18 protein-coding genes are annotated in these 21,305 nt (G+C 60.1%); 8 read left to right on the forward strand and 10 right to left on the reverse strand.

Annotation, left to right across the window (positions count from 1 at the left end; all coding sequences use genetic code 11):
* Positions 1-138: 138 nt before the first annotated feature.
* The 5 genes from ACZ89R_RS08430 to ACZ89R_RS08450 all read right to left on the reverse strand — a co-directional run bounded on the left by ACZ89R_RS08430 (position 139) and on the right by ACZ89R_RS08450 (position 4,504).
* On the reverse strand, positions 139-1,455 hold the full coding sequence (locus tag ACZ89R_RS08430) for a Na+/H+ antiporter family protein (protein WP_429546074.1): 1,317 nt from the start codon (positions 1,453-1,455) through the stop codon (positions 139-141).
* Between the two features lie 438 nt (positions 1,456-1,893).
* A complete protein-coding gene (locus ACZ89R_RS08435; protein ID WP_429546073.1) occupies positions 1,894-3,207 on the reverse strand; it encodes a sensor histidine kinase in 1,314 nt (437 codons plus the stop codon).
* Positions 3,204-3,872: a response regulator transcription factor gene (locus ACZ89R_RS08440; RefSeq protein ID WP_008071174.1), complete on the reverse strand. Its 669-nt coding sequence runs from the start codon at positions 3,870-3,872 to the stop codon at positions 3,204-3,206. The genes ACZ89R_RS08435 and ACZ89R_RS08440 overlap by 4 nt, the downstream gene beginning before the upstream one ends.
* Before the next feature lie 3 nt (positions 3,873-3,875).
* On the reverse strand, positions 3,876-4,196 hold the full coding sequence (locus ACZ89R_RS08445) for a PepSY domain-containing protein (protein WP_123497889.1): 321 nt from the start codon (positions 4,194-4,196) through the stop codon (positions 3,876-3,878).
* On the reverse strand, positions 4,196-4,504 hold the full coding sequence (locus tag ACZ89R_RS08450) for a PepSY domain-containing protein (protein ID WP_123497891.1): 309 nt from the start codon (positions 4,502-4,504) through the stop codon (positions 4,196-4,198). The genes ACZ89R_RS08445 and ACZ89R_RS08450 overlap by 1 nt, the downstream gene beginning before the upstream one ends.
* A gap of 291 nt (positions 4,505-4,795) precedes the next feature.
* Between ACZ89R_RS08450 and ACZ89R_RS08455 the strand changes: the two genes are divergently transcribed.
* The 5 genes from ACZ89R_RS08455 (at position 4,796) to codA (ending at position 10,262) form a co-directional block, all read left to right on the forward strand.
* Positions 4,796-5,875, forward strand: coding sequence for a patatin-like phospholipase domain-containing protein (locus ACZ89R_RS08455; protein ID WP_429546072.1), 1,080 nt, complete (start codon positions 4,796-4,798; stop codon positions 5,873-5,875).
* Positions 5,876-5,950: 75 nt separating this feature from the next.
* The gene (gene queD / locus ACZ89R_RS08460; RefSeq protein ID WP_003173033.1) at positions 5,951-6,307 is read left to right on the forward strand and encodes a 6-carboxytetrahydropterin synthase QueD; all 357 of its coding nucleotides are present in this window, start codon (positions 5,951-5,953) and stop codon (positions 6,305-6,307) included.
* A 342-nt stretch (positions 6,308-6,649) separates the two neighbouring features.
* Positions 6,650-7,480, forward strand: a complete 831-nt coding sequence (locus tag ACZ89R_RS08465) for an alpha/beta fold hydrolase (protein WP_429546071.1) — start codon at positions 6,650-6,652, stop codon at positions 7,478-7,480.
* Between the two features lie 249 nt (positions 7,481-7,729).
* Positions 7,730-9,001: a cytosine permease gene (gene codB / locus ACZ89R_RS08470; protein WP_429546070.1), complete on the forward strand. Its 1,272-nt coding sequence runs from the start codon at positions 7,730-7,732 to the stop codon at positions 8,999-9,001.
* Between the two features lie 13 nt (positions 9,002-9,014).
* Entirely contained in the window at positions 9,015-10,262 is a 1,248-nt protein-coding gene (codA, locus tag ACZ89R_RS08475; RefSeq protein WP_429546069.1) for a cytosine deaminase, read from the forward strand.
* 130 nt (positions 10,263-10,392) lie between these two features.
* Here codA and ACZ89R_RS08480 read toward each other — a convergent pair whose 3' ends face one another.
* Positions 10,393-11,385: a diaminopimelate epimerase gene (locus ACZ89R_RS08480; RefSeq protein ID WP_429546068.1), complete on the reverse strand. Its 993-nt coding sequence runs from the start codon at positions 11,383-11,385 to the stop codon at positions 10,393-10,395.
* A 170-nt stretch (positions 11,386-11,555) separates the two neighbouring features.
* Between ACZ89R_RS08480 and ACZ89R_RS08485 the strand changes: the two genes are divergently transcribed.
* Positions 11,556-12,707 (forward strand): MFS transporter, encoded by a 1,152-nt coding sequence (locus tag ACZ89R_RS08485; RefSeq protein ID WP_429546067.1) that lies wholly within the window; start codon positions 11,556-11,558, stop codon positions 12,705-12,707.
* A gap of 93 nt (positions 12,708-12,800) precedes the next feature.
* Here ACZ89R_RS08485 and ACZ89R_RS08490 read toward each other — a convergent pair whose 3' ends face one another.
* The 3 genes from ACZ89R_RS08490 to ACZ89R_RS08500 all read right to left on the reverse strand — a co-directional run bounded on the left by ACZ89R_RS08490 (position 12,801) and on the right by ACZ89R_RS08500 (position 16,969).
* On the reverse strand, positions 12,801-15,224 hold the full coding sequence (locus ACZ89R_RS08490; protein ID WP_429546066.1) for a TonB-dependent siderophore receptor: 2,424 nt from the start codon (positions 15,222-15,224) through the stop codon (positions 12,801-12,803).
* A gap of 97 nt (positions 15,225-15,321) precedes the next feature.
* Positions 15,322-16,296 carry a FecR family protein gene (locus ACZ89R_RS08495; protein WP_429546065.1) on the reverse strand — a complete coding sequence of 325 codons (975 nt, stop codon included), beginning with the start codon at positions 16,294-16,296 and terminating at the stop codon, positions 15,322-15,324.
* A 172-nt stretch (positions 16,297-16,468) separates the two neighbouring features.
* Entirely contained in the window at positions 16,469-16,969 is a 501-nt protein-coding gene (locus tag ACZ89R_RS08500) for a sigma-70 family RNA polymerase sigma factor (RefSeq protein WP_007907700.1), read from the reverse strand.
* Positions 16,970-17,255: 286 nt separating this feature from the next.
* On the opposite strand from ACZ89R_RS08500, the gene ACZ89R_RS08505 reads away from it, so the two are divergent.
* Together ACZ89R_RS08505 and ACZ89R_RS08510 are read left to right on the forward strand one after the other, a co-directional pair.
* The gene (locus tag ACZ89R_RS08505) at positions 17,256-18,377 is read left to right on the forward strand and encodes an HlyD family secretion protein (RefSeq protein WP_429546064.1); all 1,122 of its coding nucleotides are present in this window, start codon (positions 17,256-17,258) and stop codon (positions 18,375-18,377) included.
* Entirely contained in the window at positions 18,374-19,966 is a 1,593-nt protein-coding gene (locus ACZ89R_RS08510) for a DHA2 family efflux MFS transporter permease subunit (protein ID WP_429546063.1), read from the forward strand. Before ACZ89R_RS08505 ends, ACZ89R_RS08510 begins: the two co-directional genes overlap by 4 nt.
* Positions 19,967-20,112: 146 nt before the next feature.
* Here the strand turns inward: ACZ89R_RS08510 and ACZ89R_RS08515 are convergent, their stop codons facing one another.
* A complete protein-coding gene (locus ACZ89R_RS08515; RefSeq protein ID WP_123497913.1) occupies positions 20,113-20,439 on the reverse strand; it encodes a hypothetical protein in 327 nt (108 codons plus the stop codon).
* Positions 20,440-21,305 lie beyond the last annotated feature (866 nt).

Genomic DNA, 21,305 nt, shown 5'->3' on the forward strand with positions numbered 1-21,305 from the left:
TAACGGCAGGCCAATTCAAAAGTTGAACGCGATCATTGTGGGAGCGAGCCTGCTCGCGATGGCGGCGATACCTTCAGCATCAATGTGACTGACAGATCGCAATCGCGAGCAGGCTCGCTCCCACAGGGGTAGTAGCCGTTACAGAACCATCGCCGCCACCCAACCAAACACCAGCAGCGGCAGGTTGTAGTGCAGGAAGGTCGGGACCACGGTGTCCCAGATGTGGTGATGCTGGCCGTCGATGTTCAGACCGGAGGTCGGGCCCAGGGTCGAGTCCGACGCGGGTGACCCGGCGTCGCCCAATGCGCCGGCGGTGCCGACGATGCACACGATGGCGATCGGGCTGAAGCCCAGTTGCACGCACAACGGCACGAAAATCACCGCCAGAATCGGTACGGTGGAAAACGACGAGCCAATGCCCATGGTCACCAACAGGCCCACCAGCAACATCAGCAGCGCGCCAATGGCTTTGCTGTGGCCGATCCACGAGGCCGAAGTTTCGACCAGCGTTTGCACTTGCCCGGTGGCTTTGATCACTTCGCCAAACCCGGACGCGGCGATCATGATGAAGCCGATCATCGCCATCATCTTCATGCCTTCGGTGAACAGGTCATCGGTGTCGCGCCATTTGACGATGCCCGACACCGAAAAGATCAGGAAGCCCACCAGCGCCCCGATAATCATCGAGTCCAGCAGCAACTGAACAATGAACGCGGCGGCAATGGCCAGACCGGCGATCATCAGGCTCATTGGGTTGTACTGCACCGCGACCTGTTCGACTTTCTCGATTTTCTCGAGGTCGTAAACGCGTTTCTTGCGATAGCTGATGAAGGCTGCCGCGAGACCAAAAACCATGCCCAGCGCCGGAATGCCCATGGCATGGGTGACGTTGATACCGCTGATGTCTACCCCGCTACGGGCGACGTTGGCCAGCAGAATTTCATTGAGAAAGATGTTGCCGAAGCCCACGGGCAGGAACATGTACGGCGTGATCAGACCGAACGTAATGACGCAGGCAATCAAACGACGGTCCAGTTGCAGTTTGGTCAGCACATATAACAGTGGCGGCACCAGCAACGGGATAAAGGCGATATGAATCGGCAAAATATTCTGGGAGGCGATAGCCACCACCCACAGCAGGCCGATCAGCAGCCATTTGACGTTTCCGCCACCGTTGGCGTGCTGGCGATCGACCATGGCCAGGGCCCTGTCGGCCAGCGCATGGGCCAGGCCGGACTTGGCGATGGCCACCGCGAACGCGCCGAGCAAGGCGTAGGACAACGCAACCGTCGCCCCGCCGCCGAGGCCGCTATTGAAAGCTTTAAGGGTCGCGTCGATGCCCAGGCCACCGGTCAAACCACCGACCAGCGCCCCCACAATCAGCGCGATCACCACATGCACGCGGGACAGGCTGAGTATCAGCATGATGCCGACCGCGGCAATTACTGCATTCATTGTTGTTACCTCAAAAGCAGCGCGGTGAGGCAATCACCGCCAAACGGAATGAGTCCGGCCGGCAGTCTGTATGAGCGCCGCCAGCGGATGGAGAAAAGGGTTTTATTAGAGGGCGCGCACTGTGCCGGACCGCTGGCGCCTTGTCAAAGCCAACACCTGTAGGCGCTGCCGAAGGCTGCGATCTTTTGATTTTCAACGACGTCGATGACGCCAGAAGATCAAAAGATCAAAAGATCAAAAGATCAAAAGATCGCAGCCTTCGGCAGCTCCTACGGGATGTCAATCAGTGGCATAAGGGTATGAGTTGTGTCAGGCGACATTGATATTGACTGTACCGCCGCTATCGCGAGCAGGCTCGCTCCCACAGGGTTAGCGGTTATCCGCAAAATTTGCAGGCAATACAGATCCAATGTGGGAGCGGCGTCCTTGCGTTTGGAGTCAGCGTTTGGGCAGTTCGATCGTGACTTTCAATCCTTCCCACTCGCTTTCCTGCAGCTTCAACACCCCGCCCCACGTATCGACGATGTCGCGCACGATGCCCAAGCCCAAGCCATGCCCATCCGTCTGTTCATCCAGCCGGGTACCGCGGCTGAATACCTGAGTGCGCTGGTCTTCGGGAATTCCCGGCCCATCGTCTTCCACGCTCAACTCAAACCCTTCAGCCGTTTCGACCACGCTCAGCCGCACCTCGGCATCCGCCCATTTGCAGGCGTTGTCCAGCAGGTTGCCGAGCAACTCCAGCAGATCTTCGCGATCCCACGGCAGTTGCAAACCGGCAGGCGCGCGGTAGCTCAAGTCGAGGTGTTCGCCGTGAATCATGTTCAACGTGGCTAGCAACCCCGGTAGCTCGGCATCACAATCGAACAACGCTCCCGGCAGTGCATCCCCGGACAGCCGGGCGCGGTTGAGTTCGCGATTGAGCCGTTGCTGAACCTGTTCCAGCTGCGCCTGCATGACTTTGCGCAACTGCGGGTGAGCATCGAGTTTTTCGCTGGAAGCCAGGCTCAACAACACCGCCAGCGGGGTTTTCAAGGCATGGCCGAGGTTGCCCAAGGCGTTGCGTGAACGCTTGAGACTGTCTTCGGTGTGGGCCAGCAAATGGTTGATCTGCGCCACCAGCGGTTCCAGCTCCAGCGGTACTTCTTCGTCGAGTTGCGAGCGCTGGCCCTGCTGCAATTGGGCGATTTGCTCGCGAGCCTTTTCCAGGGGGCGCAAGGCGCGGCGCACGGTGATCCGTTGCAATAGCAAAATCAACAACAGCCCCGCCAGCCCCAACCCCAGACCGACCTGCTGCATGCGCCGAAAGCTCTCGCGCACCGGGGTGTAGTCCTGGGCGACGCTGATGGAAATCGCCTGGCCCAACCGGCGATAGTCCGAACGCAACACCAACAACTGCTGGCCTTCCGGCCCCAATTGCAGATTGCTATGCAGGCCAGGGTGTTCAAGCTGCGGCAGCTCCTGATCCCATAACGAGCGGGAACGCCAATGGCTGTTGGCGAAATCGATACGAAAGTAATGCCCGGAGAACGGTCGCTGATAGGCCGGCGACAAATGCCGCTCATCCAGTTGCAAACCCTGCGGCCCACGCACCAGCGCCACCAGCAGGTTTTCGCTGTCGTTGCGCAACCCGTCTTCGAGGTAGCGTTGCAACCCCATTTCGAACAGCCACAGGCTGGTTTGCGCCAGCACCAGGCCGACGATCACCATCACGCTGATCAGGCCCAGGCTCAAGCGGCGCTGGATCGACCTCACTGGGCTTGCCCGCCGAACAGGTAACCCTGACCGCGACGGGTTTCGATCACGCTGCGGCCGAGCTTGCGTCGCAGGTGGTTGACGTGAACTTCCAGCACGTTGGAATCGCGCTCGGTTTCACCGTCGTAGAGGTGTTCAGCGAGGTGGCTTTTGGAAAGGATCTGTTCAGGGTGCAGCATGAAATAACGCAGCAGTCGAAACTCAGCGGCGGTGAGCTGGATGTCCGCACCGTCGCGGGTCACGCACTGGCGACCTTCATCCAGATGCAAACCGGCGGCCTTGAGCGTCGGCTGATTGGCGTGACCGTGGGAGCGGCGTAACAATGCCTGGACTCGCAGGTGCAGCTCTTCGGGGTGAAACGGTTTGGTCAGGTAATCGTCGGCGCCGGTCTTGAGACCTTCGATCCGCTCGGCCCAGGAACCGCGCGCGGTGAGGATCAGCACTGGTGTGGCCAAACCGCCGGCCCGCCATTGCGCCAGCACGTCGAGCCCCGGCAAACCCGGCAGTCCCAGGTCAAGGATGATCAGGTCATAAGGCTCGCTGCTGCCCTGGTACACCGCATCGCGGCCGTCGGCCAGCCAATCCACCGCGTAACCCTGCCGGTTGAGGCCGGCCATCAATTCGTCGGCCAGCGGCACGTGGTCTTCCACCAGGAGCAAACGCATCGGTCAGTCTTCCTTGTCTTTCAGTAAATGGCCGGTGGTGGCGTCGAGGTCCAGCTCGCGCACCATACCTTCGGCGGTCAGCAGCTCGACCTCGTAAATGTAGACGTCGTGCTTTTCCTCAAGCTCCGCTTCCAGCAGCTTGGCCCCGGGATAGAGGTCCAGCGCTTGCTGCAAGAGCTGCTCCAGCGGCAGGATCACACCTTGTTGGCGCAGGCGCAGGGCCTCGTCCTGATCCAGGTCGCGGGCCATGACCACCGAGCAAAATGCCAGGAGCGCCAGCGCCATCCGACTGCTGGCGCGCCGATTTAAACAAAACACCTTCATTACGTATCCTGATGATCCTTGAGAACCTGCCCGCTGACAGCGTCCAATTCCAGGTCCCACTCAAGGCCCTGCGGGTCGCGCAGTTCCACCTGGTAGATGTACTTGCCGTACTCTTCTTCAAGCTCGGTTTCGCTGATTTTGGCGCCGGGGTGTTTGGCCAATGCCGTGGCGTTGAGCTTCTCGAAGGACACAATGGTACCAGCGTCGCGCAGTCTCAGGGCTTCGTCGGGGCCGAGGTCTCGCGCGTGGGCGATGCTGGCAGTCATGGCGATGATGGAGGCGGTGAACAGGGCAGTCAGGATTTTCATGGGTGTCTCCGTATTTTTTTATGTGTTGCTACGAGGGTCACCTTAGTGATTCGAACTTAACTGAAACTGAATTGCCATCATTGATGATTGCAACGCGACATTACTGACACACAAATCCCGGTAGGAGCTGCCGAAGGCTGCGATCTTTTGATCTTTGGCTGCGTCATGAACGCCAAAAATCAAAATCAGAATCAAAAGATCGCAGCCTTCGGCAGCTCCTACATTGATCGGGGACAATCGCAGCCCAAGAGGTGCTTATAATCCCCCGCCTGCCAAACATCGAGACCGGTTATGACCGCGATCCACATCAAGTTCCCTTCCCTGACGCTCAAGGCCGGCCCGCGTGCCCTGGCGCGCATCCGTGCAAATGGCTTGAGCGCCGCCGATGTGGGCACGCTACCGGGCGCTGCCGGTGGCCCGAAGGCGTTGGGAATTCAGGGGCTGGATCTGGCGCTGTTCGGCGAATGGCTGCCGGCGGCGCCCCGGGAGCGTTCGTTGATCGGCGCCTCGGTGGGTTCCTGGCGGTTCGCCAGTGCCTGCCTGCCGGATGCCGCCGAAGGCATCCGCCGCCTCGGTCATCTGTACACCGAGCAGAATTTCGCCAAGGGCGTGACCATGGCGCAGATCAGCCAGAGTTCCCGACGCATGCTCGATGACTTGCTCGACGGCCGCGATGCCTCGATTCTGGACAACGCCCACTACCGACTGAACATCATGGTGGTCAAAAGCCATGGCCTGCTGGCGGACGATCATCGCGGTCGGCTGGGGCTGGGCCTGTCATCGGTGATCGCTGACAACCTGCGCGGGCGCGCGCGGCTGTCGCGGCATTTCGAGCGGCTGATCCTCCACGACCCGCGTCTGGCGCCACCGGTCAACGCGCTGAATGACTTCCCGTCGCGCTTCGTTGCGCTGGATACCGGCAACCTGCGCCAGGCCCTGCTCGCCTCGGGTTCGATCCCGATGGTCATGCAAGGCGTGCGTGATCTGCCGGGTGCCGGCGCCGGGACGTTTCGCGATGGCGGACTGCTGGACTATCACCTCGACTTGCCCTACAGCGGTAACGACATCGTGCTGTATCCGCACTTCACTGATCGAGTGATCCCCGGCTGGTTCGACAAGACCCTGCCGTGGCGCCGCGCCTGTCCTGCGCGCTTGCAGGATGTACTGTTGCTGGCGCCGTCAAAGGAATATCTGGCGCGCCTGCCCTACGGCAAACTGCCGGACCGTAACGACTTCAAGCGCTTCATGGGCGATGCCCCGAGCCGGCAAAAGTACTGGCGCGTGACGATGGATGAAAGCCGCCGGATGGGTGACGAGTTTCTCGAACTGACCGCCAGCGGTCGCTTGGGCGAGCGCTTGCTGACCCTTTAGTCAGGACAAGCTGTTAAACTCGCCGCCTGCCCGAATCGCTGCGGCGAACGCCACCTGAACAGAGCTGAAAACACTGTGGAAATCTTCAAAGAGTTTACTTTCGAATCCGCCCACCGCCTGCCCCACGTGCCAGACGGCCACAAGTGCGGTCGCCTGCACGGTCACTCGTTCAAAGTGGCGATTCACCTGAGCGGCGACCTCGATCCGCACACGGGCTGGATCCGCGACTTCTCGGAAATCAAGGCGATCTTCAAGCCGCTCTACGAGCGTCTGGACCACAACTACCTGAACGACATTCCCGGCCTGGAAAACCCGACCAGCGAAGTGCTGGCCAAGTGGATCTGGAATGAATTGAAGCCCCTGCTGCCGGAACTCAGCGCGATTCGCATCCACGAGACCTGCACCAGCGGTTGCATCTATCGTGGTGAGTAAACCGATCTAAAGACAACGAAAATCCCCTGTGGGAGCGTAATGCTGTTCACTTAAGAGAGTCTTGAGTCAGAGAAACCTGTGGCGAGGGAGCTTGCTCCCGCTTGAGTGCGTAGCACTCACAAAAATCGGCAATGATTGTAGATTTTCGGGGCCGCTACGCAGCCCAGCGCGAGCAAGCTCGCTCGCCACAAAGGTACGCACGATCCAAGAGCGCGACTAATGAACAGCAAGCCCGCTCCCACAAGGGGAACTGCGTTTCGTCAGTGAATAGAAAAACAGCCTTCAATGGCTGTTTTTTTATGCCTATGCTTCTTGGCTCGCACACGCCAAGAGGACGCTCCCATGGCTGACTGGCCGCTGGCTCAGACCTATCGCTTCAACGGGCATTCCGTGCGCTACGCCGTGCGTGGCGACGGTCCACCGTTGGTGTTCGTGCATGGCACACCCTTCTCTTCTTATGTGTGGCACCGGATTGCGCCGCACTTCATCACCACGCACCGGGTGCACTACTTCGATCTGCTGGGTTACGGGCAATCCACACAGCCCGACGGCGATGTGTCGCTGGGCGTACAAAACCAGTTGTTGGCGCAATTGCTGGAGCACTGGGGCCTGGAACGGCCAGACGTGGTGGCCCACGATTTCGGTGGCGCCACTGCGTTGCGCGCGCATCTGCTCAATGGCAAGGATTACCGCAGCCTGACGCTGATCGATCCAGTGGCGCTGTCGCCCTGGGGTTCGCCATTCGTGCAGCATGTGCATCAGCATGAAGCCGCATTCAGCGGATTGCCCGATTACATTCAGCAGGCGATTGTGCCGGCCTATATTCGCGGCGCGATCAAGCGCGAGATTCCCGATCAAGAACTGGCGCCCTATGTGCGGCCATGGCTTGGGGAGCCTGGGCAAGCGGCGTTCTATCGGCAGATCGCGCAGATGGATGAACGTTATACCCGCGAGGTCGAAGGGCTGTATCCGACGGTTCGCTGCCCGGTGCAGATTCTTTGGGGAGAGGACGATCAGTGGATTCCTATCGAGCGCGGCCGGGCGCTGCAACAGATGATTGCGGGGTCGCAGTTTCATGCCATTGCCAATGCCGGGCATCTGGTTCAGGAGGATGCGCCGGAGGTGATTGTGGCGGCGCTGCTGCGGTTTTTGCCCCTGCACAAACCCACTTGAAAACAGCGCATTTACTGTGGGAGCGAGCCTGCTCGCGATAGCAATGGCACATCCAGCATCAAGGTGACTGGCGGACCGCTATCGCGAGCAGGCTCGCTCCCACATGGGTGCTGTGTTCCTTCAATTGCACCGCTTTCGTGCCCGCCACCCGCTAAATCTCCGTGCTCGACTATAAATAATTACGCCAGCTCAGCTTTGGCACGAGCACTGCAACACCCTCCGCGTCCTCCATCCAGCAAGGAACGCCACATGACGCAAAACGATTCGGGCAACGATTACCCCCTCAGCGAAGTCCCGATGCATGCCCGCAAGGGACTCGCCTCTACCGCCATGGTGCTACTGGGTTTTACCTTCTTCACCGCGACCATGTTTGCCGGTGGCAAGCTCGGTGTGGCGTTCAGTTTCGGCGAGATGATGGCGGTGATTATCGTCGGCAATCTGCTGCTGGGGATCTACGCCGCTGGGCTGGGCTATATCGCCTTCAAGAGCGGCCTCAACTCGGTGCTGATGGGACGTTTCTGCTTTGGTGAAGTAGGCAGCAAACTCAGCGACCTGATCCTCGGTTTCACCCAGATCGGCTGGTATGCCTGGGGCACCGCGACGGCGGCAGTGGTGCTGGGAAAATATTTCGAACTGAGCGAGGGCACGGTTCTGGGGCTGATGGTGCTGTTTGGCCTGGGCTTCTGCGCCACGGCATACATCGGCTATCGCGGGTTGGAGATTCTGTCGTACATCGCCGTGCCGGCCATGATGTTGCTGCTGATGCTGTCGATGTGGGTTGCGACGGTGAAAGTCGGCGGTCTCGAGGGCTTGCTCGCTGTGGTTCCGACAGGAACGCTGGATTGGTCGACCGCGATTACCCTGGTGTTCGGCACGTTCGTCAGCGGTGCGACGCAAGCCACCAACTGGACACGCTTCTCCCGTTCGGCGCGGGTGGCGGTGCTGGCGAGCCTGATCGGCTTCTTCGTCGGCAACGGTCTGATGGTGTTGATCGGTGCCTACGGCGCCATCGTCTATCAGCAACCGGACGTGGTCGAAGTGCTGCTGTTGCAAGGCTTCGCCATGGCCGCGATGGCGATGTTGCTGCTCAACATCTGGAGTACTCAGGACAACACCATCTACAACTTCGCCGTCGCTGGCTGCAACCTGCTGCGCACCGACCGCCGCAAAACCGTGACCCTGGCCGGCGCGGTGATCGGCACGCTGCTGGCGCTGCTGGGCATGTACGACATGCTGGTGCCTTACCTGATTCTGCTGGGCACGGTGATTCCGCCAATTGGTGGGGTGATCATGGCGGACTTTTTCTTTCGCTATCGGGGCCGCTACCCACGCCTGGCCGACACACGACTGCCCGCGTTCAACTGGTCGGGGCTGAGCGCTTACGCGGTAGGCACAATCGCCGCCTTCAGCTCGCCGTGGGTCGCGCCGCTGGTAGGGATTGCCGTAGCCGCGCTAACGTATGTGCTATTGACCGGGGTACTGGGTGCCCGTACCGCCGACGCACCACTACAAGATCTCTAGAAGGATTCGCCTGATGCATATCATCAACGCCCGCCTGCGCAACCAAGAAGGCCTGCATGAGTTGCACCTGGAAAACGGCCTGATTCACAGCATCGCCCGGCAAACCGAAGCCCCGTCACTGGGGCCTGACGACCTGGACGCCGGCGGTAATCTGGTGGTGCCGCCCTTCGTCGAGCCGCACATTCACCTCGATGCCACCCTGACCGCCGGCGAGCCGCGCTGGAATATGAGCGGCACGCTGTTCGAAGGCATCGAGTGCTGGGGCGAGCGCAAGGCGACCATCACCCAGGAAGACACCAAGACCCGCGCCAAGAAGACCATCCAGACCCTCGCCACCCACGGCATCCAGCATGTGCGCACCCACGTCGACGTCACTGACCCGGAGCTGACGGCGCTCAAGGCGATGCTTGAAGTCCGCGAGGAAAGCCGTCATCTGATCGATCTGCAAATCGTCGCGTTCCCCCAGGAAGGCATCGAGTCGTACCGCAACGGTCGGGAGCTGATGGAAGAAGCGATCCGCCTGGGCGCCGATGTGGTCGGGGGCATTCCGCATTTCGAGTACACCCGGGATCAGGGCGTCAGTTCGGTGAAGTTTCTCATGGACCTGGCCGAGCGCACCGGTTGCCTGGTGGACGTGCATTGCGACGAAACCGACGACCCGCACTCACGCTTCCTTGAAGTGCTGGCCGAAGAGGCCCGCAGCCGCGACATGGGTTCGCGCGTCACCGCCAGCCACACCACGGCCATGGGCTCCTACGATAACGCCTACTGCGCCAAGCTCTTTCGGCTGCTCGGGCATTCGGGGATCAGCTTTGTCTCCTGCCCCACCGAAAGCATTCACCTGCAAGGACGCTTCGACAGCTTCCCGAAACGCCGTGGCGTGACCCGAGTGAATGAGTTGCTCGAGGCGGGGATGAACGTGTGCTTCGGCCAGGACTCGATCGTCGACCCGTGGTATCCGTTGGGTAACGGCAACATTTTGCGGGTGCTCGAGGCTGGATTGCACATCTGCCACATGCTCGGTTATCGCAATCTGCAAAGTGCGCTGGATCTGGTAACCGACAACAGTGCCAAGGCCATGAACCTGGGTGATCGCTATGGGCTGGAACAGGGACGGCCGGCGAATCTGCTGATTCTGTCGGCGGACAGCGATTATGAGGTGATTCGCAGCCAGGGTTTGCCGCTGTATTCGGTTCGCGAGGGTAAGGTGTTGATGAAGCGGCAGATGCCGGTGGTGGAGTTTTTCAGCGATCTGAGCTGAAGTTCAGGTTGTCTGGGCTGACGCCATAGCGAGCAGGCTCGCTCCCACATTAGATCTTCGGTGGACACGGTATTTGTGTACACAACGATCCACTGTGGGAGCGAGCCTGCTCGCGATGGCGTTCTAAATTTCAACCCATCAACCGCGCCGTACCAAACAACCTCACCCGGCTCAACTCGCCCTCCAACTCCTCCAGCAGAATCGGCGCCGTGCCGCCAGGCATGACCACCTTCACTGCCCCCGCCACCACCCAACCCACTCGCCACGCCGCACACGCCACCGCACTGGCGCTGGTGCCCGACGAGGCGGTCGGCCCTTCGCCGCGTTCGAATACCCGGGCGACAATTCGGCCCTCGGATTCAAGCATCGCCCATTGCAGGTTCACACCCGCCGGACACGGCTGCCCAGCCCCGGTCGGCATGGCATAAGCAATACGTATCAAGCCTTGCGCCAATGGCGGCTCACGCATCTGCTCATTGCTCGGTAACGCGTCGGCATTCGCCAACAGCGTCACGCAATGCGGATTGCCGATGCGCACAAACTGGCTCCGGTTCCAGACAGGATCAAGCGCTGACAACGGCTGCACATGGCTGACTTCACGATCATTCAGCGTCATGCGTTCAACCTCGCGCGCACCCACCGCTTGCGGCCCGAACGAAGGCTTTCCCAAATCCAGCCAGAACCCTTGCACACCATCGATTTCAGCGGGTTTCACTGATGTTTCCACCGGCGAAACCGCGTCGCTCTTGTCGTGATGAACCCTGAGCAGACAGGCCTCTTCCGTGGGCATCAACCCTTTTTCGCTAAGCGCTTGGGAAAAAATCGTCAGGCCATTGCCACTGCGCTCGGCCAGCGTGCCGTCAGTGTTGACGATCAACAGGTCAAAAGGCGGCACCGATTGAAACGGTCCCACCAGCAGACCATCGCAGCGATGTGCCTTGCTGCCGGGCAGCTGTGTACCTGGAGCCCGAGCGCAGAACGCCTCTATGGCCAAAGACGCCCAGGCCTCACGGGTTTGCGCGGCATGGCTGGCCAGTGCAGGCAATTCGATTCCGTTATCGCGCACGTTGTCCGGCGTCACGACCGCGTAGATATTCCCTCGAGCATCGTACATCCGCGTCATGGCACCCCCCCTCTATGAACAATTGATATGTCGACGATATCGCGAAACAGCGGCTGGCTGTGCAAGGATGTCACGCTGCCTGACTGCCCCTCCGCCCGGACGTGATGATCGAACCCTTTGTGGTTGTTCACTGTCCCTTGGGGACGCGACGTTTTTTGCCAAGGATCGATATGACCAGCCTCAACACCCAAGCCACCTTCGTCCCCGGAAGTCTGGAACAGATGTCCACCCGCATCGCCTTCTTCATCGCAGGCGTCGGCATCGCGGCCTGGGCGCCGCTGGTGCCTTACGCCAAGGCGCGGGCCGGGCTGGATGAAGGAACCCTTGGGCTGTTGCTGTTGTGCCTGGGGGTGGGCTCGATTCTGGCGATGCCGATGGCCGGGATTCTGGCTACGCGCTTCGGCTGCCGTCGGGTGTTGAGCGGCGGGACTTTGTTGATCTGTGCGGCACTGCCGCTGTTGGCGACGGTGTCTTCGATTCCGGCGTTGATCGCCGCGTTGTTCATGTTCGGCGCGGGCCTGGGCACGGTGGATTCGACGGTGAACCTGCAAGCGGTGATCGTCGAACGGGCCAGCGGCAAGACCATGATGTCGGGGTTTCATGGGCTGTTCAGCCTCGGCGGGATCGTCGGCGCGGCGGGTGTCAGCGCGTTGCTCGGTTTAGGAATGTCGCCGCTGGGGGCGATGCTGGTGGTGATCGTGCTGCTGGTGGTGGCGTTGCTCAAGGCCGCGCCGCATCTGTTGCCCTATGGCAGCGAAAGCTCCGGGCCGGCGTTTGCCGTGCCGCATGGCATCGTGCTGTTTATCGGCGGGATGTGTTTCATCGTGTTCCTGGCCGAAGGCGCGGCGCTAGACTGGAGCGCGGTGTTCCTGGCGCAGGAGCGCGGGATCGACACGGCGTATGCGGGGCTGGGTTATGCGGCGTTTGCGCTGACCATGACCGTCGGGCGCTTGACCGGCGATGCCATTGTCCGGCGCCTCGGTGCTACACGCGTGATTGTGTTTGGTGGATCGACGGCTGCGGCGGGCCTGGCGCTGGCGACATTTGCCCCGAGCTGGGAAGCGGCACTGGTGGGGTATGCGCTGCTGGGCGCTGGCTGTTCAAACATTGTGCCGGTGCTCTATACCGCCGTGGGCAAACAGACCGTCATGCCGGAAAGCATCGCCGTGCCGGCCATCACCACTCTGGGTTATGCAGGCATTCTCGCCGGGCCTGCGGTGATCGGCTTTATCGCCCATGGCAGCAGCTTGAGTTTTGCCTTTGGGTTGATGGCAGTGTTGCTGGTGGCCGTGGCGATTGGCGGGAAGGTGTTGAAGGTTTAGAGCGAAAAGATCGCAGCCTGCGGCAGCTCCTACAGGGAAACGCATATCCCGTGTAGGAGCTGCCGCAGGCTGCGATCTTTTGATCTTCAGCTGTTAAAAACCAACGCTGGCCTGCACAAAGAACGTACGCGGTGCGCCGACGTACATCCCCGAGTTGTTGTCGCTGGAGCGGGTGAAGTACTGCTTGTCGAAAATATTCTTCACCCCTGCCCCGACTTTCAGGTTCGACAGTTGCGAGCCAAAGTCATACCCGCCACGCACGTTCCAGGTCACGTAACCCGGGATGTCGCCGTACTGGCCGTCTGCTGAACCTTCGGTGATGTAGTTGCCGCTGAAGCTGCCATCAGCGTTCACCGCGGTGCCCGGCGAGCGCTGTTTGGACTGGGCAAAGGCATCGAGGTTGTAGGTCCAGCGGTTGATGTCGTAACGCAGCCCGGCGGTGGCCACCTGACGCGAGTAGAACGGCAGGTCACGGCCCTTGAAGCCTGGAATCTCACCTTCATAAACCGCGCGAGTGTAGGTGAACCCGGCGTTGGCGGTCAGGCCGTCAAGTCGTGGGTCCAGCGCCGCCATGTCGTAGTGCACCGACGCTTCCAGGCCCTGGTGTGTGGTGGCGCCGAGGTTGGTCCAGCCCACATCGTTGCTGATGTATTGCAGTTCTTTATCGAAGTCGATGTAGAACAGCGTCACTTCCCCGCCCCACACGTCATCGTTGTAGCGCGTACCGATCTCGTAGGTCTTGGCCTTTTCCGGGTTCAGGCCGTTGGCGGTGTTGTCACCCGAACCACCCTGACCGAGCTGGAAATATTGCAGGCTGCCGAAAGATGTTTCGTAGTTGGCGAACAGCTTCCAGGCCTCGGACATGTGATACATCACGCTCAGGGCCGGCAGCGGCTCGTTGCTGTCGATGCTGCGGCGTTTTTCCTGCACAGGTTTGCCGGCGGTGTCGAGAACCGGCCGATCGTGCCATTCAGTGCTGATGCTTTCAAAACGGATGCCGGGGGTCACGGTCCAGTTGCCGACGTCGATTTTGTCATCGATGTACACGGCATGGGCTTCGGTGCCGCCGGTGCGATCCTGGAACACATGGCCATCGGAGGTTCTGGTGACCATCGGCTGATTGTTCACCAGCGCCAGCCGGCTCGCCTCTTCATGCATGCCTTCTTTCAGGTAGCGATAACCGACGCTGGCTTCCTGAGTGGTCGGGCCCAGATCGAATACATGAGACACCCGCGGTTCGATGCCGAAGGTGTAGTAAGTGCGCGGATAAGCGCTGAGGGTTTTCTGGTCGCGAGCGGCGATGGTGCTGCCACGGAAGCTGTCGGAATAGTAGGTCAGCACTTCGGCCTGGGTGCGGTCGTCGATCTGCCGAATCCACTTGAAGGACACGTCCTTACGGCGGCCGCTGAAGTTGTCATGGTCACGGTCGGACTGGAACGGATCGGCGTCGTACTGCTTCTGCGTCAGGCCGCCGGGCATGTCGGCGCTGGCGTCGTAGTAATGGAAATTGAGGCTGAAATCGTCTTGATCGGTGGGTGCCCAATGGGTCTTGAGGATCACGTCGTCGATGTCATTGCTGTTGTTGCTTTTGCGATAACCGTCGCCGTTCACCCCGGAATACAACAGTGCCACGCCCATGCCGTTATCGGCAGTGCCACCGAGAAACGCGGTGTCGATGTGTTTCCAGCCACCACGCTGGGTAGTTTCCAGGGTGGTGCCGATTTCACCGGTGGCTTTCTCCGGAATCGCGCGGGTAACGAAGTTGATCACGCCACCGACGTTCTGCGGCCCATAACGCACGGAACCGGCACCGCGCACCACGTCGATGCTGTCGAGGTTGCCGGAGGAAATCGGCGCCATAGACAGCTGCGGTTGGCCATAAGGGGCGAAGGCGGCCGGCACGCCGTCGATCAGCACGGTGGAGCGTGGCGACAGGCGTGAGGTCAGGCCGCGCACGCCAACGTTCAGGGAAATATCGCTGCCGCCGGTGCCGTTGGCATCCTGCACTTGCACGCCGGGTACACGACGCAGCACGTCACCAACGTTCATGGCGCCCTGCTCGACCATCGCTTCACGACGGATCACCGTGCGTGCGCCGGGATGGTTTTGCACCACAGCCGCGTCGGCATCACCGAGCCAGTCGCCGACCACTTTGATGTCGGTCACGCCCAGTTCCAGCGGGCCGTTGGCGGCGGAAGTCGGGGCTGGCATCAGGGTCACCGAGCCTTCATCGATCCGGTATTCCAGACCACTGCCTTGCAGCAATTGGCGCAAGGCTTGTTCCGGTGAAAGATTGCCGTCGACTGCCGGAGCCTGTTTGCCGGCCACCAGTTCAGGGCTGAAAAAAACCTGCAGCGAGGTTTGCTGACCCAGCTGACTCAAGGCCTGACCCAACGGCTGCGCCTGAATATGAATGGCATCGGCGGCGAACGCCTGGGGCAGCGCCGAGCTGACCGCCAAGGCGAGAGCGAGGGGCAGCCAGGATGTTTTGTTATTTTTAGCGGTGGTTTTCTTCACGTCGAACATTGTCCTGTGGATCGCAAAAGTGTGCGGCTGTTAATGCAAACCAGTTGCAGTTGGACAAGAAGACGAAGAACTCGAAAAAAACCTGAATCTATCGGGCAATTATTTCCTGACTGCCGTCATCCAGGGTGCGGATGGCCACCGGCAGAATGCTCGGCAAGGCCTTTAGCAGTGCGTCGGTGTTGTCGGATTTGAACACGCTGGTCAGGCGCAGATTGCCCACTTTGGCACTACCAACCGTCAGCGGCTTTTCCCGATAACGCGATACTTCTTCGGCCACTTCGCTGAGGCTGGCGTTGTTGAACACCAGTTTGCCGCTGCGCCATGCGGTCAGTTCCGCAGGGTTGACCGCATAAGCGGCAGCGACAAAGCCCTGGGCATTGACGCGAGTACCGAGGCCGGCGGTGAGGCTGACGGAATCCGCTCCACTACCTTGAACCTTGACCGTGCCCTGCTCTACCAAGACGCGGGTTTCGGTGCTGTCGCGACGCACGTCGAAACGGGTGCCGGTGACAGTCACTTTAGCGCTGCCCGCCTCGACCACGAACGGTCGGCTGCTGTCGTGCTCGACGCTGAACATCGCCTCGCCTTGCGTCAACTCGATGCCGCGACGATCCTTTTCATAGCGCACCTGCACCTGGCTGCGGCTGTTCAGATCGATCACCGAACCGTCCGGCAACGCCACATGACGACGCTCGCCAAGGGCCGTGGAATATTCAGCCGTGTAGGTCGCCGGAGGGTTCAAGCCACTGAACAACCCCAGGCCGAGCGCCACTACCAACACACTGGCGGCCACTGCATAACGCACCAATGGACGACGTTTGCCGCGGGCCGGCGAAGTTTCGCACAAGGCGTGCAAACGCTTGGCCGGCAGCAGATCGGCTGCCGCCCACAGGCTCTGGAGCATTTGATATTCGTCACGATGCTGCGGGTGTTCGTCCAGCCAGACCTCGAAACCTCGCCGCTCTTCGGCGTTGACGGCAGGCTCCTGCAAACGCACAAACCACCGCGCCGCGTCGTCGCGAACCGTTGTTTGCCCGCACGCACAATCACGAGTATCCATCATGGAAAGTCCTGTTGGGCTGGGGATGAAAAGGCGCACCGCACCTGCCTTTCGTAGGAGCTGCCGCAGGCTGCGATCTTTTGACAGTCTTGAAACCGCTGGAGATCAAGATCAAAAGATCGCAGCCTGCGGCAGCTCCTACAGAAGCCGGCGATCTTTTCGGGGCTGTGGCGAATCATGGCTGTAATCCGTCCAGGCGATCACGCAGATGCCGCAGGGTGCGGATCATATACTTTTCCACCATGTTCTTGGACAGCCCCAGGCGCTCGGCGATTTCGGCCTGGGTCAGGCCTTCGATCTTCTGCCAGACGAACACCTTGCGGCAGTTGACCGGTAACTCGGTGAGCGCCCGTTCGATGGAGTCGGCCAACTGGATCGCGTGCATGAAATGCTCCGGGTCGCCGGACGACGACACACTGTGATCGATCGCCTCCGACTCCATGGCGCCCCGCCGATCCTCACGCCGATAACCGTCCACCGCAATGTTGCGCGCGGTCTGGTGCAAATACGCCCGAGGTTGTTGCACCGCCGCCGAATCGGACTCAAGCACCCGCACGAAGGTGTCGTGGGCCAGGTCCTCGGCCTGCTGACGATTTCTCAGGCGACGGGTCCAGGTGCCGATCAACTCTTCGTAATGCTCGAAAAAGCCGTGTCTGCGGGGCAGCTTGGGGGTCATTGCGGTGTGCTGTGGAGGGGAGGCGTGAATAGTAATGCTTCCTATTAACTGGAAGCAATGGATTCCCTCGATCCTCAGCGTCGGCTTTGTTGCCCTCGGTTTGCGGTTTCTCTGACAGATCAAGTCCTGTAATCGCGGTTGCTCAATTCCATTGTGTGGACTGTTGAGCCCGAAACCCTTCCGCCAACGTCAACTGACGACCGGTCGCAGAAACCCATTGTCACTAAATATTACTTACGTCATATTACATCCGTAATAAAGCACCGCTTCTCACAGGTATTTGTCCATGACCAGCATGCCCAGCCTTGAACCCGATCTTGCTACTGCGGTGAACCCACCCAAGCCTCCCCTGCTCAAACGGCTGGCCTTGTTAACCGCGGCCATCGCCGCCCTGGTGGTTATCGGGCTGTACGCAACCCATTGGTGGACCGTCGGCCGTTTCATCGAAGAAACCGACGATGCCTACATCGGTGGCGACGTCACGGTGATCGGGCCGAAGGTCGCGGGGTATATCGAACAGGTGCTGGTCACCGACAACCAGAAGGTCAAGGCCGGCGATGTGCTGATTCGGCTCGACGCCCGCGACTATCGCGCCAACCTGGCGAAGGCCGAGGGTGCGGTGGCTGCCGAAGAAGCGTTACTCGCCAACCTCGACGCCACCGAACAACTGCAACACGCGGTGATCGGCCAGGCCCGCGCCGGCATCGATGCCACCGGCGCCGAAACGGCCCGCTCGCGGGACGATAACGCCCGCTACAAACGCTTGGTGAACAGTAATGCCGTCTCGGTGGAAAGCGCGCAACGGGCCGACGCCACCTTCAAGACTGCACAGGCGCAGAGTGCCCGGGCTCAGGCCGAATTGCTGGCCGCGCAACGCCAATTGAACGTGATTGAAACCCAGAAGCAGCAAGCGCGCGCCGCGTTGATCCAGGCGCGGGCCGAGCGTGATCTGGCGCAGTTGAACGTCGGTTACACCGAGTTGAAAGCCCCCGTCGACGGCGTGATCGGCAATCGTCGGGCACGGGTCGGCGCTTACGCCCAGGCCGGTTCGCAACTGTTGTCGGTGGTACCGGCCAGCGGACTGTGGGTCGATGCCAATTTCAAGGAAGATCAGCTGTCGCGGATGACGCCAGGCCAGCGCGTGATCGTTCATGCGGACGTGCTCAAGGGACGTGAATTCCACGGTCATCTGGACAGCCTCGCGCCGGCCAGTGGTTCGCAGTTCAGCGTGCTGCCACCGGAAAACGCCACCGGCAACTTCACCAAAATCGTCCAGCGGGTGCCGGTGCGAATCCTGCTCGACCCGGCCGACGGCGTGCTCGGTCATCTGCGTCCCGGTCTGTCGGTGACGGCCGAAGTGGACACCCGCGCCGAGCCTGAAACCCCGACCGTGGCCAGCGCGCCATGAATCGCGCCCTCGCCGCCCCCGCGCAGCCGTTCAACGCCGCCAACATGGCGACGGCGACCAAGGTGTTCGCCTTCGCCACGATGTGCATCGGCATGTTCATTGCGCTGCTGGATATCCAGATCGTCTCGGCGTCGCTGCGTGACATCGGCGGCGGGCTTTCGGCCGGCGCCGACGAAACCGCGTGGGTGCAGACCAGTTACCTGATCGCCGAAATCATTGTGATTCCGCTGTCGGGCTGGCTGTCCCGAGTGTTCTCGACCCGTTGGTTGTTCTGCGCCTCGGCGGTGGGTTTCACCTTGGCCAGCCTGCTCTGCGGCGCGGCCTGGAACATCCAGAGCATGATCGCCTTCCGCGCCCTGCAAGGGTTTCTCGGTGGTTCGATGATCCCACTGGTGTTCACCACCGCGTTCTTTTTCTTCACCGGTAAACAACGGGTGATCGCCGCCGCGACCATCGGCGCCGTGGCCTCGCTGGCACCGACGCTGGGGCCGGTGATCGGTGGCTGGATCACCGACATTTCGTCCTGGCACTGGCTGTTCTACATCAACCTGGTGCCGGGGATTTTCGTTGCGGTGGCGGTGCCGATGCTGGTGAAAATCGACCAGCCTGAATTGTCGCTGCTCAAGGGCGCCGACTACCTGAGCATGCTGTTCATGGCGGTGTTTCTCGGTTGCCTGCAATACACCCTCGAAGAAGGCCCGCGCTGGAACTGGTTCAGCGACAGCACGATTCTGACCACCGCCTGGATCAGCGGCCTGGCCGGATTGGCCTTCATTGGTCGAACCCTGCACGTGGCCAATCCGATCGTCGATCTGCGTGCCTTGAAAGACCGCAACTTCGCCCTCGGCTGTTTCTTTTCGTTCGTCACGGGGATCGGCCTGTTCGCGACGATTTACCTGACGCCGCTGTTTCTCGGCCGGGTGCGCGGTTACGGCGCGCTGGACATTGGCCTGGCGGTTTTTTCCACCGGGGTGTTCCAGATCCTGGCGATTCCGCTGTACGCCTTTCTGGCCAACCGCATCGACTTGCGCTGGATCATGATGACCGGCCTTGGGCTGTTCGCCCTGTCGATGTGGGATTTCAGCCCGATCACTCACGACTGGGGAGCTAAAGAGTTGATGCTGCCGCAAGCCTTGCGCGGGATCGCTCAACAACTGGCAGTGCCGCCCGCGGTGACCCTGACCCTCGGCGGACTGGCGCCCGCGCGGCTCAAACATGCTTCGGGGTTGTTCAACCTGATGCGCAACCTCGGCGGCGCGATGGGCATCGCCGCGTGCGCCACGATCCTCAATGACCGCACCAACCTGCACTTCACCCGGTTGGCGGAGAACCTCAACAGCACCAACGAAGCGCTGAATCAGTGGCTGTCCCAGGTCGGCAATAACTTCGCGGCCCTCGGCCAGAGCGGTGACATCGGCGTCACCGCCAGCCTGCGTCAGTTGTGGCTGCTGACCTACCGCGAAGCGCAGACGCAAACCTACGGCGACGCGTTCCTGATGATCATGGTCTGCTTCATCCTCGCCACGGCGATGGTGCCCTTGATGCGCAAGGTGCAACCACCGGCCGCGCCGAGTGCTGATGCTCATTAAGGCTTGCCCCCGTTGGGTCGCGAAGCGGCAAGCCTGGCTCTCCTACAGGGTCTTGCGTCGTTCGCAATAATTACACCCGACACAAAATCTGTAGGAGCGAGGCTTGCCCGCGAATACGCCGGCTCAGACACCCGAAATCTCTGAAACTAATCCGCTGCTGACTGCGCCCTCAACCGTCGCCCAATCACATCCAGCACATCGCACCCATCCCGTAACGGAATGGCGCAGAGCAAGGCAAAGTCACTGAGAATCATCGAATCGCATTCGACTGAGCCGCGCATGGACATGTTTTCGAGCACCTGCGTTACGGCACGAATTCGATAGCTGGCGGCGTCGGTCAGGATATCCAACGGCGCGTGGGTATCGACGAACAGAGTGGGCATGTCGGTGCAATTGCTGGTGAGCGCCATGAAGCGGCTTTTGGGGTGGGGAATTGGTTTTTCGTAGGGTGGATCGGGGTGAAGATTTTCCATTTGAGATGCTCCAAGGAAGAAATGGAGCTGCCTTAGGCCTTCCTACAGGCTAGGGTGGCAGCTATGCACGGGGTAGGAATATCGAGACCCTTAGAGCAAAACTCGACCACGCCGAAGCGTGCCCGCGCATAGCCGCCGCAACAGATATTACGGACGCACGTTAACGGCCGCAAACCAAGCATCGACGTCAATGTAGCTCTAACGGTATTGAAGGGTTCCTACACCCTGCCACTGAATCTTCAGTGACCACCAGAGACTATCGATGGAAAACATTTCGCACCAGTTCATGGAAACCGATACGAGTTGAAGGAAACTTCCGACGACCTTGTCCAGAAATTTCGCAGCATGTACGACCATCAACGTAACTAACCGATAGTCGTCCAAGTGGATTGATCTTCAAGGCTGGCTTTTTGAAGGTCATCTTCCCACACAACAGTTGCCAAGCGAAAAACGTCTTCAAAAAATGCCCTGGTATTTTTCATCTTATCCCACCTATCAGGAAATGATGAATACACCTCAGAGTCATACTTCAGCAATGATTGGAAATCATAATTTCTGTCCTGAAGAGCTTCCTCCAGACATTTGTAGAGTAAAAATCTTTGCCGATATGATCGCTTTCTGGGTAGGCAATATTTGAGAATTAGCTCCTCCCTGCCCGTCGGATCATTAGGATCGAACCCCTCCAATTCCCCACCCAGAGTCTCTTCACGATCATAAATATCAAAACACCCCAAAAAATAAGAGAGTGCAGGGATATACGGCCGCCCAGTTCCAAGATCAATAAGAATTTTTCACTCTAAATTGGACATAAAGCAAAAAGAAAGCAAAAAGTGGACGGATTTATTTGTAGCTGTTCATCCTCCCAA

The sequence above is a fragment of the Pseudomonas sp. TE3728 genome, assembly GCF_056279145.1.

Coding starts and splice junctions, on each gene's coding strand:
- ACZ89R_RS08505 (WP_429546064.1), top strand. CDS start 17,256: ATGACCAGCATGCCCAGCCTTGAACCCGATCTTGCTACTGCGGTGAAC.
- ACZ89R_RS08455 (WP_429546072.1), top strand. CDS start 4,796: ATGACCGCGATCCACATCAAGTTCCCTTCCCTGACGCTCAAGGCCGGC.
- ACZ89R_RS08515 (WP_123497913.1), bottom strand. CDS start 20,439: ATGGAAAATCTTCACCCCGATCCACCCTACGAAAAACCAATTCCCCAC.
- ACZ89R_RS08480 (WP_429546068.1), bottom strand. CDS start 11,385: ATGACGCGGATGTACGATGCTCGAGGGAATATCTACGCGGTCGTGACG.
- ACZ89R_RS08440 (WP_008071174.1), bottom strand. CDS start 3,872: ATGCGTTTGCTCCTGGTGGAAGACCACGTGCCGCTGGCCGACGAATTG.
- ACZ89R_RS08495 (WP_429546065.1), bottom strand. CDS start 16,296: ATGATGGATACTCGTGATTGTGCGTGCGGGCAAACAACGGTTCGCGAC.
- ACZ89R_RS08450 (WP_123497891.1), bottom strand. CDS start 4,504: ATGAAAATCCTGACTGCCCTGTTCACCGCCTCCATCATCGCCATGACT.
- codB (WP_429546070.1), top strand. CDS start 7,730: ATGACGCAAAACGATTCGGGCAACGATTACCCCCTCAGCGAAGTCCCG.
- ACZ89R_RS08465 (WP_429546071.1), top strand. CDS start 6,650: ATGGCTGACTGGCCGCTGGCTCAGACCTATCGCTTCAACGGGCATTCC.
- ACZ89R_RS08485 (WP_429546067.1), top strand. CDS start 11,556: ATGACCAGCCTCAACACCCAAGCCACCTTCGTCCCCGGAAGTCTGGAA.
- ACZ89R_RS08510 (WP_429546063.1), top strand. CDS start 18,374: ATGAATCGCGCCCTCGCCGCCCCCGCGCAGCCGTTCAACGCCGCCAAC.
- ACZ89R_RS08445 (WP_123497889.1), bottom strand. CDS start 4,196: ATGAAGGTGTTTTGTTTAAATCGGCGCGCCAGCAGTCGGATGGCGCTG.
- codA (WP_429546069.1), top strand. CDS start 9,015: ATGCATATCATCAACGCCCGCCTGCGCAACCAAGAAGGCCTGCATGAG.
- ACZ89R_RS08500 (WP_007907700.1), bottom strand. CDS start 16,969: ATGACCCCCAAGCTGCCCCGCAGACACGGCTTTTTCGAGCATTACGAA.
- ACZ89R_RS08430 (WP_429546074.1), bottom strand. CDS start 1,455: ATGAATGCAGTAATTGCCGCGGTCGGCATCATGCTGATACTCAGCCTG.